The organism is Gordonia humi, assembly GCF_014197435.1.
Taxonomy (GTDB): domain Bacteria; phylum Actinomycetota; class Actinomycetes; order Mycobacteriales; family Mycobacteriaceae; genus Gordonia; species Gordonia humi.
In genome coordinates this window covers 4,644,476-4,659,099 of sequence record NZ_JACIFP010000001.1, presented here as the reverse complement: position 1 = coordinate 4,659,099, position 14,624 = coordinate 4,644,476, and the positions used below count along the sequence as shown (strand labels likewise).

Below are 14,624 nucleotides of genomic sequence, written 5' to 3'. Positions count from 1 at the left end.
GCCGACGGGCGCTGGTCACCAGGGACTTGCCAGTGCGTCGAGCACCCGATCGGCGATCTCGCCGCGGCAGATGACGAAGTCGGGCATGTACGGCTGCGGATTGTTGTAGACGATCTCGCGTCCGTCGATGCGGCTGCAGTGCAGTCCCGCGGCCGATGCGACGCCCACCGGCGCACAGTTGTCCCACTCGTACTGTCCGCCGGAGTGCACATAGGCGTCGGCGTCGCCGCGGACCACGGCCATCGCCTTGGCGCCCGCGGACCCGATGCGCACCGATTCCATGTTCAATCGGTCGGCGACAGCCGCCGAATGATACGAGTGTCCGTACCGCGACACCGCCAATCGGTGGGTCAGGGGACCGGTGACCTCGTCGACGGTGTCGCTGCGGAACACCTCGCCCCGAGCGGGCAGCGACACGGCGGACGCGTCGGGGGCGCCGTCGACGGTCAACGCGACGTGCACCGCCCAGTTGTCGGTGCCCATCGAGAACTCGCTCGTCCCGTCGAGCGGATCGATGATCCACACGCGCCGCGCCGTCGACCGGTCGCCGACGTCGTCGGCCTCCTCCGAGAGCACCGCGTCGTGCGGGCGATGAACCCGCAGGACCGTCGAGATCCACGCCTGAGCGAGGGCGTCGCCCACATCACCGACGATGCGACCGTCCAGCAGGCGCCGGTGGCGGATGCCGTTGAGGATCTCGCCCGCGCCCTCGGCGATGTGTGCGGCGAGATCGGCGTCCGAGAGTGCAGGCATCCATCTACCAAATCACATCGGTGGCAACCCATGTCGCCGCGCGGCGGTACACACTGGAACCATGCCGGAACTTCCTGAAGTCTCTGCGATCGCCGCGTACCTCGACGAGCGCACGGCCGGGCTGCCGATCCGACGCGTCGACGTGGCCTCATTGGCGGTGCTCAAGACCGCCGATCCGCCGTACACCGCGCTGACCGGGCGCACGGTGCGGGCCGTCGACCGGATCGGGAAATACCTGGTGATCCGGACCGTCGCGGGCCCCGACTCCACCGACGACGGCGAGATCGACCTGGTGATCCACCTCTCGCGCGCGGGTTGGGTGCGGTGGAGCGGCGCGCTGTCGCCGACCCCGCCACGTCCCGGCGGTAGGAGTCCGATCGCGCTGCGCGTGCACTGCGGTCTGCCCGGTGAGGGCTTCGACGTGACCGAGGCGGGCACCCAGAAGCGTCTCGCGGCGTGGATCGTCCGGGAGACCTCCGACGTCGAACGCATCGCGACTCTCGGCCCGGACGCACTGGCCGTCTCTCGCGAGGACTTCGGCGCGATCCTGGCCGGGACCACGTCGCGGCTCAAGACGGTTCTGACCGACCAGCGCACGCTCAGCGGCGTCGGCAACGCCTACTCGGACGAGATCCTGCACACCGCGCGGCTGTCGCCGTTCGCCTCTGCCAAGACCCTGTCCGACGAGCACGTGGACGCGCTGTACGCGACGATGCGGGCGGTTCTGATCGAGGCGACGTCACGACTGACCGACCGCGAGGTCGCGACCATGAAGTCCGAGAAGCGGACCGGTCTGCGAGTGCACGCCCGGACGGGACTGCCGTGCCCGGTGTGCGGCGACACCGTCCGCGAGGTCTCCTACGCCGACCGCTCGTTCCAGTACTGTCCGACCTGTCAGACCGGTGGCAAGATCCTCGCCGACCGTCGCATGTCGCGGCTGCTGAAGTAGAGCTCCCGGCTACCGCACCCTGGTCTGGATAAGGGCGACGTTGTAGTCGTCCCACCGGCTGGCGTTGAAATACAGCTCGGGGCCGGTGCCGCGCAGCGCGGGCGACGACGGGAGCATCATCGGTGCGTACAGCTCCAGGCTCGCCGGGGCGATGCGTCGCGCGTGGCTCCACGGACCCTGCGGACGGCTCGCGGTGCGCATGAGCACGCCGTTCGGGCTGTCGAGCATCACGTACTTGTTCAGCACCGGGCTGAACGCCACCGACAGTTCGGTCACCGGCCGCCGTACGATCGGCGCCGGGTTCGACGCTGGTCCGCCCCACCTGGTGCCCGTCCAGTACTGGTACCTGCTCGGATCGAGGATGTCACCGGGGCGGAACCGGGCGATGTGCGCCGAACCGAACCGCCCGTTCGGGGTGCCGTACTGGTAGATCCAGCCGGCGTCCGCACCCCGGCCTTCGACATAGGCGCTCTGCTGGAACAGCGGATTCACGTGGTTCACCGACGGCCAGCCCGCGGGCAGCGCGGCGTCGACGCCCACGTTCACCCGGATCGTGCTCTGCGGTGTGAACCAGGTGCGACCGTTGTCGGAGGAGACCGCCGTCGCCGAATAGTTGGTGTCCCAGCGGCTCGGCGGACCCCAGGCCCGGACCGACATGTAGTTCACGTACTGCTTGCCGCCGATCGAGATGCCCGCCGTCGGAATCTTGGTCTTCTCGATGCCGCTGAATCCGACGGCTCCGAACATCGGCCCCGCGTATCCGGTGCGCGAGAGCGTGAGCCCGTCGGCGAGATTCCGGTCGGTGGTGCGCAACAGCGTGTTGTTGCGCCAGCCGCGGTCCTGCCGTAGGCAGTTGCCGAAGGTGTCGCCGAACGCCATCAGCGTCTGTCCGCGCCCGTTGTCCCAGGCGACGCCAACGTCGGTCCCGGAGATCCCGAAACGGCCGAAGGTCTGGTTGTGGCTGCGCGGACCGGTGACCCAGGAGACGGTGCGCGTGCGGCCGTTGTCGAAGTGCGGCAGCGGCTTCTGCGGTCCCTGTGCGGCACCGCCGCGCGGGAAGCCGAGCGACCCGAAATCGAACGGCAGCGGAATCCCGGTGCCGGAATTGCTGCACGCACCGGTGGCGGCGGCCCGCGGGGCGGGGGCCACCGCGGTCAGCGTCGCGGCGGTCAGTGCCGCCCCGACCGCGAGGGTCGTGATGGTTCGAACAGATCGGCGCATCGTCAGTCCTCTGACGGGGATACATGGTCTTCATCCTTTGTACAGGGGACGTCGACTCCTGCGAAGAGAGTCGGCGAACATCGCCCATCACGATCCGATGACGCTGCTGGAGAACGAATGCCGTGGAACGGGCGTCCGCCGCGGACAGCGGTTCCGCGACAGTCGGTCGGCCGGTAGATTCGGCGGACATGACGCGCGAGAAGATCATCATCAGCGGCGCCAGTTCCGGTCTGGGGGAGGGGATGGCGCGGGAGTTCGCCGCTCGTGGCCGCAGCCTCGGACTCACCGCCCGCCGTGTCGACCGGCTCGAAGCGCTGGCCGCAGAGCTCGCGCCGACCGCCCCGACGGTGGCCGTCGCCGGGCTCGACGTGACCGACGTCGATGCGGTTCCGGGCGTGTTCGGCGATCTCGCCGACCGCCTCGGCGGCGTCGATCGGGTGATCGTCAACGCGGGGCTGGGCAAGGGCGCCCCGATCGGCACGGGGAAGGCGGCGGCCAATATCGAGACCGTCCAGACCAATCTGGTCGGCGCGCTCGCCCAGATCGAGGCGGCTCTGGAGATCTTCCGTGCGCAGAACAGCGGTCACCTGGTGCTGGTCAGTTCGATGAGTGCGGTGCGCGGTCTCCCGAAGGCTCAGGCCGCGTACTCCGCGTCGAAGGCGGGGCTGGCCACGCTCGGACAGGGACTGCAGGCCGAACTCGCGGGCAGTCCGATCGCCGTCACCGTGCTGCTGCCCGGCTACATCGAGACCGATATCAACCGCGGCGTCAAGACGTCCATGATGACCGATACGGATGCGGGCGTCGCGGCGATGGTGAAGGCCATCGAGGCCGAACCCGCGCGAGCCGCCGTACCGGGCTGGCCGTGGACGCCGATCTCGTGGGCGTTGCGGCATCTGCCCGATGCGATCACCGCGCGCATGGTGTGACGATCGGACGGGCGAATCCCGCTGCGACGACATATGGTTGAGCCATGCTGGGCTCTGGAGACGATGGGCGCGACGACTACGACATCACGGCGACCGTGTCATGGCATGCGCTCGCCGCGCACTACTCGCACGTGTACGCCCTGCACCTGCGTGAGCTGTTCGCCATGGACCCGGACCGCGGGTCGTCGCTCGTGGTGGACGCGGGCGATCTGCACATCGACTATTCGAAGAACCTGGTCACCGGGGAGACCCTGGAACTCCTGATGAGCCTGGCCCGGGAGGCAGGCCTCGAGGACGAGCGCGACGCGATGTTCGCCGGCCGACACCTGAACACCTCGGAGGACCGTGCCGCCCTGCACATCGCGCTGCGGCTGCCGCGCGAGGCGGAGCTCGTGGTCGACGGACAGGACGTCGTCGCCGAGGTGCACGCCGTCCTCGACGCGATGGGCGACTTCAGCGACCGGGTCCGCAGCGGCGAGTGGGTCGGCCACACCGGCGAGGCGATCACCGACGTCGTCAACATCGGCATCGGCGGCAGCGATCTCGGACCCGCGATGGCCTACGAGGCGCTGCGCCACTATCGGCGCGACGGTCTCCGCTGCCACTTCGTCTCGAACATCGATCCGGTGGACGTCCTCTCGACGCTCGACGAGCTCGATCCGGCGACCACGCTCGTCGTGGTCGCGTCGAAGACGTTCACCACGCTGGAGACCATCACCAACGCGATCGCCGCCCGCCGCTGGCTCCTCGACGGCCTCGGCGTGACCGGCGATGCTCCCGAGGTGGTCGCCAAGCACTTCGTCGCCGTCAGCACCAACGCCGACGAGGTCGCGAAGTTCGGCATCGACACCGACAACATGTTCGGCTTCTGGGGATGGGTCGGCGGACGCTACTCGGTCGACTCGGCGATCGGTCTGAGTCTGATGATCGCGATCGGACGGGACGGCTTCGCCGAGTTCCTCGCCGGATTCCGCGCCGTCGACGAACACTTCACGACGGCGCCGCTCGAACGGAACGCTCCGGTTCTGCTCGCGATGATCGGCATCTGGTACTCGAACTTCTTCGGGGCGCAGAGTCAGGCGGTGCTGCCGTACGCGGAAGACATGGCACGGTTCCCGGCGTACCTGCAGCAGTTGACGATGGAGTCGAACGGCAAGTCGGTCACCGCCGTCGGACGCCCGATGACCACGACCACCGGCACCGTCTACTGGGGTGAACCGGGGACCAACGGCCAACACGCGTTCTATCAGCTGCTGCACCAGGGGACCTGGCTGGTGCCCGCCGACTTCATCGGGTTCGCCCGGCCAACCGACGATCTCGACATGTCCGACGGCACCTCGATGCACGACGTCCTGATGGCGAACTTCTTCGCCCAGACCGAGGTGCTGGCGTTCGGAAAGACCGCCGATGACATCGCCGCCGAGGGGGTGCCCGCCGGCCGCGTGCCGCACAAGGTGATGCCCGGCAACCGACCGTCGACGTCGATCCTCGCACCGGCTCTCACTCCGTCGGTCCTCGGTCAGCTGATCGCACTCTACGAGCACATCACCTTCGTGAAGGCGATGATCTGGGGCATCGATCCGTTCGATCAGTGGGGTGTCGAACTCGGCAAGGCGAAGGCGGGCGAACTGGTCGGTGTCATCACCGACGACGAGCCGCCCGCCGACGGACACGACTCGTCCACCGAGGCGCTGGTCCGCTGGTACCGCGCGCAGCGAGGCCGATAGCGGACGGGTCTAGCGACCCAGCGGACCGCGTCCCAGACGAAGCAGGAGCATGGCGAGGGTGTGGCCCTCGGAGCCGAGTGCCGAGAAGCGGTCGAGGACCTTGACCTCACGGCTGTGCACCAGGCGCGGGCCGCCGGTGGCCATCCGGTACGCGCCGATCTTCTTCGACACGGCGCTGCGTCGTTGAACGGCGGCCAGGATGAGCGCGTCCATCCGGTCGATCTCCAGGCGCAGCGTGTCGATGTCGTCGGGCAGGTCCGCGACATCCGCGCTCAGGTTCTCGATTCCCAGGTCCCGGTCCGCCGGGTCGGTCGACTCACTCACGTCTAGGATTTTGCCACGTCGGCCGCGCGCGGTGGTGCGAGACCGGCGTGGGGCTCCGTCGCCGCCGGACTCGTGCGCGACAATGTCGGGATGCTCCAGGCACGCAAGATCACCGCAGTCGCCGCCGTGCTGCTCGTCGCGCAACTCGTCGTGCGCGCGTGGCTCGTCGCGCGAGGCAACTTCTACTGGGACGATCTGATCCTCGTCTCGCGGGCGTCGTCGTATCCGATCCTGTCGTGGGACTACCTCGGACACAGTCACGACGGGCACCTGATGCCCGGCGCGTTCCTGGTGGCCGGGGTGACGACGGCGATCGCTCCGGTGCAGTGGTGGCTGCCGGCGGCGACGCTGGTGGTGCTGCAGGCGCTCGCCTCGCTCGCGGTGTGGCGGATGATCCGCATCATCGCCCCGCGCGCCGGACTCGGCGCGGTCGCGGCCCTGGGCTTCTACCTGTTCGTGCCGATGACGGTCACCGCCTACGCCTGGTGGTCGGCAGGCCTCAACACCCTGCCGCTGCAGGCGGCGATGGCCTATGTCGTGGGCAACGCCGTTCTGCTGGCGCGGGGCGATGCGACCGGCGCGCGGGCTCGGCGGCTGCTGATCGGATCCGGCGTCGCCTTCGTCGTCGCGCTGCTGTTCTTCGAGAAATCGCTGGTGATCGCGCCGGTCGCGTTCGTCGCCGCGCTGTTGGCCGTCCGCACACCGCGCCCGACCGGGCAGTTCGCCGAACCGGTCGACTATCGGACGTCCGCGTTGACCCTCGCATTCACCCGGGCTCGCACGCTGTGGGTGGTCCTGGGCGTCGTCTTCATCGCGTGGGCGGTTCTGTTCTCCGCGACGACGACGGCCACCTCCGGAGCGCACTCGATGTCCCAGACGGCCCATCTCGTGTGGCGCAGCGTCAACAACGCGATCGTTCCGTCGTTGGTGGGCGGTCCGTGGGACTGGGAGCGCTGGGTGCCGTCGCCGCCGATGGGATTCGCGCCGACGTGGATGATCGTCGTCGGCTGGGTGGTGCTCGCGGCCCTCGTCGTCGTCACGGTGCGTGCGCGACGCGGCGTCGCCGTGATCTGGCTGTGTGCGGCGATCTACGCGGTCGCCGCGCAGATCCCGGTCATGTGGACGCGATCGAGTGAGAACACCGCCCTCGAACTAGCCCAGACCCTGCGCTATCTGCCCGACACCGCTCTGGTCCTGACGATCGCCTTCGCGTTCATCGCCGCGGCTCCGCGCGCCGCCGGAGCGCATTTGGCTCCGGAACGGTCGGATCGTCGCCCGGTCGCGGTGGCCGCCGTCGTCGGAGTGCTGGTGCTCGTCTCGTCGATGGTCTCGGTGAGCGCGTTCTCGACCTCGTGGCGCGACGACCCGACCGCCGACTATCTGGCCAACGCGAAGCAGTCGATGAAGGACAACGCGGGCCGTACGATGTTCGACCAGGCGGTTCCGCTCGAGGTCTTGCTCCCGGTGGCCTATCCGAACAACCAGATCAGCCGTATCTTCGCGCGGCTGCCGGAGCGGCCGGACTTCGGTTCCCACACCGACGATCTGGTCGTCCTGGATCCCAACGGCAAGGCCGTGCCCGGCGCTGTGACGCGCGATCGGACGATCTCCGAGAGCGCCGGATCGTGCCGCCGACCGGGGATCACCGGTACGCAGCGGTTGCCGCTCGACGGTCCGCTCATCGAGATCCAATGGACCGTCCAGTTGAGTTACTGCGCGGACCGCGACGGTGAGATCGAACTCCGGCTCGAGGGCGGTGCGCCGCTGCGCGTTCCGGTGACGTCGGGTCTGCACTTCGTCTACGCGCAGCTGATCGGCCACGGCGACGCCCTGCAGATCCGCCCTGTCACGCCCGGTCTGCGTCTGCACACCGGCGAGGGCAGGGTCGGAACGCCGGTGATGGCGGGCCTGGCGCCCTGACAGTGGACGACGGCGCACGGGCCGGGTCGAGAGTCGGGACTGTCGGACCTCGCGGGTAGCCTGGCTAGGCGATGAACTCTGTGAATCTTTCTCAAACCGGCCACGGCGACGCGGACCTGAGCGACCGTGGGCGCGAACTGATCGACGGGCTGAACCCGCAACAGCGAGCGGCGGTGGTCCACCAGGGTGCCCCGCTGCTGATCGTCGCGGGCGCCGGTTCGGGAAAGACCGCGGTGCTGACCCGCCGGATCGCCTTCCTGCTCGCCGAGCGGGACGTGACACCGGGGCAGATCCTGGCCATCACGTTCACGAACAAGGCCGCTGCCGAGATGCGCGAACGCGTCATCGATCTCGTCGGTCCCCGCGCCGCCTACATGTGGGTGTCGACCTTCCATTCGACGTGCGTGCGGATCCTGCGCGCCCAGTCCGGTCTGCTGGGCGACCGGAACTCGAACTTCTCGATCTACGACGCCGACGACTCGCGGCGGCTGCTCGGCATGGTGATCCGCGACCTCGGTCTGGACCCGAAGAAGTTCTCCCCGCGAGGTGTCGGCACGCAGATCTCGAATCACAAGAACGAACTGGTCGATCCGGAGGAGGCGGCCGCGGCCGCGCGGTCGGGCGGGACCGACACGGCCGCCGAGGGTGATCCGACGGCGCTGACCGTCGCCGAGATCTACGGCGAATACCAGCGGCGCCTCGCCGCGGCCAACGCCTTCGACTTCGATGATCTGATCGGCGAGACGGTGTCGCTGCTGCAACGTCATCCGGAGGTCGCCGAATACTACCGACGACGCTTCCGACACGTCCTCATCGACGAGTATCAGGACACGAACCACGCCCAGTACGTCCTGGTGCGCGAGCTCGTCGGCGAGGAGCCTGCGGAGGGCGGCGGCGGCGGGACGTCGCCGTCGGAGCTGTGCGTGGTCGGCGACGCCGACCAGTCGATCTACGCGTTCCGCGGTGCGACGATCCGCAACATCGAGGAGTTCGAACGGGACTACACGAATGCGGAGACGATCCTGCTGGAGCAGAACTACCGCTCCACCCAGACCATCCTGTCGGCGGCCAACGCCGTGATCTCCCGCAACACGGGGCGCCGCGAGAAGCGACTGTGGACCGATTCCGGCGACGGCGAGCTCATCACCGGTTACGTCGCCGACTCCGACCGCGACGAGGCGGCGTTCATCGCCAAGGAGATCGAACAGCTCGTCGACTACTCGATCGGCGGTTCGGCCAGTCACACCTACGCCGACGTCGCGGTCTTCTACCGGACCAACACCGGCTCCCGCGCGCTCGAAGAGGTGTTCGTGCGGCACGGTCTGCCGTACAAGGTGGTCGGCGGCACCAAGTTCTACGAGCGCAAGGAGGTCCGCGACATCGTGGCCTATCTGCGCGTGGTGGCCAACCCGGACGATCAGGTGAGCCTGCGCCGCATCCTCAACACCCCGCGCCGAGGCATCGGCGACCGCGCCGAGGCCTGCGTCGCCGTGCACTCGGAGAACCTGGGAGTCAGCTTCTACCAGGCGCTCATCGACGCCACCGAGGGGCGTGTCGCGCTGTTGAACACACGCGCGGTGAAGCAGATCACCGGCTTCGTCGACCTCATCGAGGGGCTGCGCAGCGACTATCTGATGTCGTTCGGCGCGGTGGGCGGCGACGAGGCCGACTCCGCTGTCGCCGATGCGACCACCGAGGGCGCCGACATCGGCGACCTGGTCGACGCGATCATCGACCGCTCCGGTTATCGCGCCGAACTCGAGGCGTCGAACGATCCGCAGGACGGTGCGCGGCTGGACAACATCAACGAGTTGGTCGCCGTCGCCCGGGACTTCAGCCTCGAGGCCGCACAGGCCTCCGACGACGTCGACCTCGAAGCTCCCGTTCCGACGGAGGAGGGCGAACCCGAGCCGGGATCGCTCGCCGCCTTCCTGGAGAAGGTCTCGCTGGTGGCCGACGCCGATCAGGTGCCCGACGAAGGCGAGGGCGTCATCACCATGATGACGCTGCACACCGCGAAGGGACTCGAGTTCCCGGTCGTGTTCGTCACCGGCTGGGAGGACGGGCACTTCCCGCACATGCGAGCCCTCGGCGACCCGAACGAACTCAGCGAGGAACGCCGCCTGGCCTACGTCGGCATCACCCGCGCGCGGCAGCGGCTGTACCTGACGCGCGCGATGTCGCGCGCGTCGTGGGGGCAGCCGGTGTCGAACCCGGAGTCGCGCTTCCTCCAAGAGATTCCGCAGCACCTGATCGACTGGCGCCGAACCGAACCGCGTCGGGCACCACGTGAATCGTCCGGCGGAGCGTTCGGCTACTCGTCGGGTGGATCGGGATTCGGCGGATCGAGCCGTCGTACCTCGTTCGGCGCTCCCGACCCGTCACGCGCGCGAAACAAGACCGTGCACTACGAGATCGGCGACCGCATGAACCACCCGAAGTTCGGGATGGGCAAGGCCGTGGCCAAGGAGGGGACCGGTATCACCGAACGGATCACCTTCGACTTCGGCGGCAACGTGGGACGCGTGACGCTGATGACCGCGGGCGGACTGCCCGGGGAGAAACTGTAAGAGGACGCGGTGTTCGGCCGGTCCGCGATCAGCCGTGCAGCGCCGACAGGCGGATTCCCTCTTTGGCGAGCCAGATGGCGGGATCCATCTTCATGTACTTGCCGCCCACCAGGACCCACTTCTCGAAGTGCAGATGCGGTCCGGTGGAGAAGCCCTCGCTGCCCACGAGCGCGATGACGTCGCCCGCGGTCACCTTGTCGCCCTTGCTGACCTTGACGCCGGAGCTGGCCATGTGGCCGTACATCGTGATGGTGCCGTCGGGCGCCTTGATCTGCACCCAGTTGCCGAAGCCCGACGCCGGACCGGCCTGGACGACGACACCGTCGGTCGCGGCGTGGATCGGCGTGCCCAGCGGAGCCGCCATGTCGATGCCACCGTGGAAGGTGCCCCAGCGCGGCGCGAACGCCGACGTCAGGTCGTAGACGCCGAGCGGGATCGGGCTGACGACGAGCGGCTTGCGCGCGGCGGCTTCGGCCGCCGCCTTCTGCTTGGCGATCTTGGTGCCCTGCGTCAGTTGATCGCCGTAGACGCTCATATCGGCGTCCGGCGTCGACTCGACGACGCCCGGGCCCAGATCGCTCTCGGTTCCCGAGGCGGCCAGGGCGACGGTGGGCGACGCGGCCTGGGCCTGGGGCTCGGGGGCGGGCTCGGCGACGTTGGCGTGCTCGACGCCGGTCCCCGCAGCGATGGCTCCGGCGCCCGCGGCGATCGCGACAAGAGCGGTGCGGGCCTTGAGCTTGGAGGAGGGGACCGGGATCCGGTGCCGTCCGGTGGACGCGGGCTGCGATGCGGCGACGGTCGAGGAGGGGGATCCCTCCGTACACATAGCGCCGTCTACCGCCACCGTCTCGTCACCTCGTCATCGCATCCGGTTTGTCGTGACCATCTCGTTACCAACCTTGTTGACGGTAACCAACAGGCCGCCTTAAGTCCACCTTGAGCGAGAACCGAGTGAGATGGGGCACAAGGGGTCGCACCCGCTGTGAGTGCAGTCTTCGACAGGATTACAGTCCGTTATGGTCCGCGTTACACCGAGGCGGACGAAACTTACTTCAGATGGTGAGCTGAATGGATCTCTTCGAATACCAGGCGAAGGAACTGTTCGCCAAGCACGGAGTACCCACCACACCCGGTCGGGTGACCGATACTGCCGCCGATGCGCGGGCGATCGCCGAGGAAATCGGCAAGCCCGTCATGATCAAGGCGCAGGTCAAGGTCGGCGGCCGCGGCAAAGCGGGAGGCGTCAAGTACGCCGCTACTCCGGATGACGCGCAGACACACGCCGAAAACATCCTCGGGCTCGATATCAAGGGTCACGTCGTCAAGAAGCTCCTCGTCGCTGAGGCCAGCGACATCGCCGAGGAGTACTACATCTCGTTCCTGCTCGATCGGTCCAACCGCACCTACCTGGCCATGTGCTCGGTCGAGGGCGGCATGGAGATCGAGGAAGTCGCCGCTACCAAGCCGGACCGCCTGGCTCGCATCGCCGTCGACGCCGTCAAGGGTGTCGACCTGGCGTTCGCTCGTGAGATCGCCGAGGCCGGCCACCTGCCCGCCGAGGTCCTCGACGCCGCGGCCGTGACCATCCAGAAGCTGTGGGAGGTCTTCATCGCCGAAGACGCCACCCTGGTCGAGGTCAACCCGCTGGTGCGCACTCCGTCCGACGAGATCCTCGCACTCGACGGCAAGGTCACCCTCGACGAGAACGCCGAGTTCCGTCAGGCCGACCACGCCGAGTTCGCCGACAAGGACGCGACCGATCCCCTCGAGCTCAAGGCCAAGGAGAACGACCTCAACTACGTCAAGCTCGACGGTCAGGTCGGCGTCATCGGCAACGGTGCGGGTCTGGTCATGTCGACGCTCGACGTCGTCGCCTACGCCGGTGAGAACCACGGCGACGTGAAGCCCGCCAACTTCCTGGACATCGGCGGCGGCGCATCGGCCGACGTCATGGCGGCCGGTCTGGACGTCATCCTCGGTGACGCTCAGGTCAAGAGCGTGTTCGTCAACGTGTTCGGCGGCATCACCGCGTGTGACGCGGTCGCCAACGGCATCGTCGGCGCCCTGGCCAAGCTGGGCGACGCCGCGAGCAAGCCGCTCGTCGTCCGCCTCGACGGCAACAACGTCGAAGAGGGTCGCAAGATCCTCGCCGACGCCAACCACCCGCTGGTGACCGTCGCCGACACCATGGACGCCGGCGCCGACAAGGCCGCCGAGCTGGCGAACAAGTAGGAGCGCCGAGAACATGTCGATCTACCTGAACAAGAACAACAAGGTCATCGTCCAGGGCATCACCGGCGGCGAGGGCACCAAGCACACCGCCCTGATGCTCAAGGCCGGAACCAACGTCGTCGGCGGTGTCAACGCCCGCAAGGCCGGCACCACCGTGTCGCACGTCGACGCCGACGGCAACGCCGTCGAGCTGCCCGTCTTCGGTTCGGTCGCCGAGGCCATGAAGGCCACCGGCGCCGACACCTCGATCGCCTTCGTACCGCCGAAGTTCTCGAAGGACGCCATCATCGAGGCCATCGACGCGGAGATCCCGCTGCTCGTGGTCATCACCGAGGGCATCCCCGTGCAGGACTCGGCGTACGCCTGGGCGTACAACGTCGAGAAGGGCGAGAAGACCCGCATCATCGGCCCGAACTGCCCGGGCATCATCACGCCGGGCGAGGCGCTGGTCGGCATCACGCCGAACAACATCACCGGCAAGGGCCCGATCGGCCTCGTGTCGAAGTCGGGCACCCTGACCTACCAGATGATGTACGAACTCCGCGACCTCGGCTTCTCGACCGCCATCGGCATCGGTGGCGACCCGGTCATCGGCACCACCCACATCGACGCCATCGAGGCGTTCGAGAAGGACCCGGAGACCAAGCTGATCGTCATGATCGGTGAGATCGGCGGCGACGCCGAGGAGCGCGCCGCGGCGTACATCCAGGAGAACGTCTCCAAGCCGGTCGTCGGCTACGTCGCGGGCTTCACCGCCCCCGAGGGCAAGACGATGGGCCACGCCGGCGCGATCGTGTCCGGTTCGGCCGGCACCGCGCAGGCCAAGAAGGAGGCCCTCGAGGCCGCAGGAGTCAAGGTCGGCAAGACGCCGTCCGAGACCGCCCGCCTGGCTCGGGAGCTCTTCGAAGCGCTGTGATTCGCGCGTAGAACACGCCACGACGCCCCGGCGCCGCTACGAAGCGGCACCGGGGCGTCGTGTGTTCTGGCATGATCGTCAGGTGATCAGGAGATTCGTCTCGAATGTGGCCAGTCGGGCGATCGCGTTGCCCGGCATCGCGATTCGCTTCGTACTGAGCGAGGCGATCACGTATCTGACCGAGGAGATCGACCTGACCGACGTCCTCTTGCGAGGCGTCGACCCGGACCGGATCGTCGATGCGCTCGATATCGGTGCGGTGATTGCGAAGGTCGATCTGAATCGGCTGCTCGATGACGTCGACCTTGACCGGCTATTGGCGTCCCTTGACCTCAATGCCGTCCTCGACGTCGTCGACTTGCAGCGTCTCGTCGCCCGTCTCGATCTGGATGCACTCGTGGCGACTCTCGATCTGGACGCGGCCCTCGCACGCGTCGATGTGAACGCACTGCTGGACGATGTGGACATCTCGTCGGTGGTGCGCGGTGCGAGTACGACGGTCACTACCGAGATGATCTCGGATGTGCGCGGCGGCAGCGAACGCGCCGACGACGCCGTCGAGAATCTGATGGGGCGCATGCTGCGACGGAAACCTCGCGATGACTGAGGCGCACCCGAAGGCGCCAGTGCGCGACGCGGGGATCGTCAGTCGGACGTGCGCCGCCGGGATCGACGTCGTCGTGGTGCTCGTTCTGATGGGGTGCGGTTATCTCGCGGCGGCGTTCGTCGTGTTCACGATCAATGTCAGCACATTCCACTTCCCTACGGTGTCGTGGATCTTCACTACGGGCGGTTTCGTCGTCGCGTCGATCGCCTATCAATTCCTGTGCTGGGCGGTAACCGAACGCACTGTGGGACAAGCGTTTCTAGGCCTCCGATTGGCGAACTCGAAAGGCGGTCGGGTGCGTGTTCCGCGGATTCTGCTACGGGCGATGTTCTGTGTGGTGTTCCCAGTGGGTCTGGCCTGGGTCGCCTTGTCCACACGCCGACGCTCCGTCCAGGACATCGTGTTGCGCACGCGCGTCGTCTACGTCGATTAACAGACCGACGAAACGGCACTCATCGCCCCTGGTGAGTGGTTGA

At 67.8% G+C, this 14,624-nt stretch carries 13 protein-coding genes; 9 read left to right on the top strand and 4 right to left on the bottom strand.

Going from position 1 to position 14,624, the window contains the following annotated elements:
- Positions 1 to 15: 15 nt before the first annotated feature.
- On the bottom strand, positions 16 to 753 hold the full coding sequence (locus tag BKA16_RS21630; RefSeq protein WP_183372611.1) for a 3'(2'),5'-bisphosphate nucleotidase CysQ: 738 nt from the start codon (positions 751 to 753) through the stop codon (positions 16 to 18).
- Between the two features lie 61 nt (positions 754 to 814).
- On the opposite strand from BKA16_RS21630, the gene BKA16_RS21625 reads away from it, so the two are divergent.
- The gene (locus BKA16_RS21625) at positions 815 to 1,702 is read left to right on the top strand and encodes an Fpg/Nei family DNA glycosylase (protein ID WP_183372610.1); all 888 of its coding nucleotides are present in this window, start codon (positions 815 to 817) and stop codon (positions 1,700 to 1,702) included.
- Positions 1,703 to 1,711: 9 nt separating this feature from the next.
- Here the strand turns inward: BKA16_RS21625 and BKA16_RS21620 are convergent, their stop codons facing one another.
- Positions 1,712 to 2,923 (bottom strand): glycoside hydrolase family 183 protein, encoded by a 1,212-nt coding sequence (locus BKA16_RS21620; protein ID WP_183372609.1) that lies wholly within the window; start codon positions 2,921 to 2,923, stop codon positions 1,712 to 1,714.
- 188 nt (positions 2,924 to 3,111) lie between these two features.
- Here BKA16_RS21620 and BKA16_RS21615 point away from each other — a divergent pair, with 188 nt between their 5' ends.
- The gene (locus tag BKA16_RS21615; protein WP_183372608.1) at positions 3,112 to 3,852 is read left to right on the top strand and encodes an SDR family oxidoreductase; all 741 of its coding nucleotides are present in this window, start codon (positions 3,112 to 3,114) and stop codon (positions 3,850 to 3,852) included.
- A 44-nt stretch (positions 3,853 to 3,896) separates the two neighbouring features.
- On the top strand, positions 3,897 to 5,579 hold the full coding sequence (gene pgi, locus BKA16_RS21610) for a glucose-6-phosphate isomerase (protein WP_183372607.1): 1,683 nt from the start codon (positions 3,897 to 3,899) through the stop codon (positions 5,577 to 5,579).
- A 9-nt stretch (positions 5,580 to 5,588) separates the two neighbouring features.
- Here the strand turns inward: pgi and BKA16_RS21605 are convergent, their stop codons facing one another.
- On the bottom strand, positions 5,589 to 5,912 hold the full coding sequence (locus BKA16_RS21605) for a chorismate mutase (RefSeq protein WP_382427746.1): 324 nt from the start codon (positions 5,910 to 5,912) through the stop codon (positions 5,589 to 5,591).
- Positions 5,913 to 5,993: 81 nt separating this feature from the next.
- Between BKA16_RS21605 and BKA16_RS21600 the strand changes: the two genes are divergently transcribed.
- Positions 5,994 to 7,823, top strand: a complete 1,830-nt coding sequence (locus tag BKA16_RS21600; RefSeq protein ID WP_183372605.1) for a hypothetical protein — start codon at positions 5,994 to 5,996, stop codon at positions 7,821 to 7,823.
- A gap of 71 nt (positions 7,824 to 7,894) precedes the next feature.
- Complete coding sequence (locus BKA16_RS21595) at positions 7,895 to 10,393, top strand: UvrD-helicase domain-containing protein (protein WP_183372604.1); 2,499 nt, start codon at positions 7,895 to 7,897, stop codon at positions 10,391 to 10,393.
- A gap of 28 nt (positions 10,394 to 10,421) precedes the next feature.
- Here BKA16_RS21595 and BKA16_RS21590 read toward each other — a convergent pair whose 3' ends face one another.
- Entirely contained in the window at positions 10,422 to 11,219 is a 798-nt protein-coding gene (locus BKA16_RS21590) for a peptidoglycan DD-metalloendopeptidase family protein (protein ID WP_183372603.1), read from the bottom strand.
- 242 nt (positions 11,220 to 11,461) lie between these two features.
- Here BKA16_RS21590 and sucC point away from each other — a divergent pair, with 242 nt between their 5' ends.
- The 4 genes from sucC to BKA16_RS21570 all read left to right on the top strand — a co-directional run bounded on the left by sucC (position 11,462) and on the right by BKA16_RS21570 (position 14,581).
- The gene (sucC, locus tag BKA16_RS21585) at positions 11,462 to 12,625 is read left to right on the top strand and encodes an ADP-forming succinate--CoA ligase subunit beta (RefSeq protein ID WP_183372602.1); all 1,164 of its coding nucleotides are present in this window, start codon (positions 11,462 to 11,464) and stop codon (positions 12,623 to 12,625) included.
- 13 nt (positions 12,626 to 12,638) lie between these two features.
- Complete coding sequence (gene sucD / locus BKA16_RS21580; protein ID WP_183372601.1) at positions 12,639 to 13,541, top strand: succinate--CoA ligase subunit alpha; 903 nt, start codon at positions 12,639 to 12,641, stop codon at positions 13,539 to 13,541.
- Between the two features lie 82 nt (positions 13,542 to 13,623).
- Entirely contained in the window at positions 13,624 to 14,148 is a 525-nt protein-coding gene (locus BKA16_RS21575; protein WP_183372600.1) for a hypothetical protein, read from the top strand.
- A complete protein-coding gene (locus BKA16_RS21570; RefSeq protein ID WP_183372599.1) occupies positions 14,141 to 14,581 on the top strand; it encodes an RDD family protein in 441 nt (146 codons plus the stop codon). Before BKA16_RS21575 ends, BKA16_RS21570 begins: the two co-directional genes overlap by 8 nt.
- Positions 14,582 to 14,624: the final 43 nt, after the last annotated feature.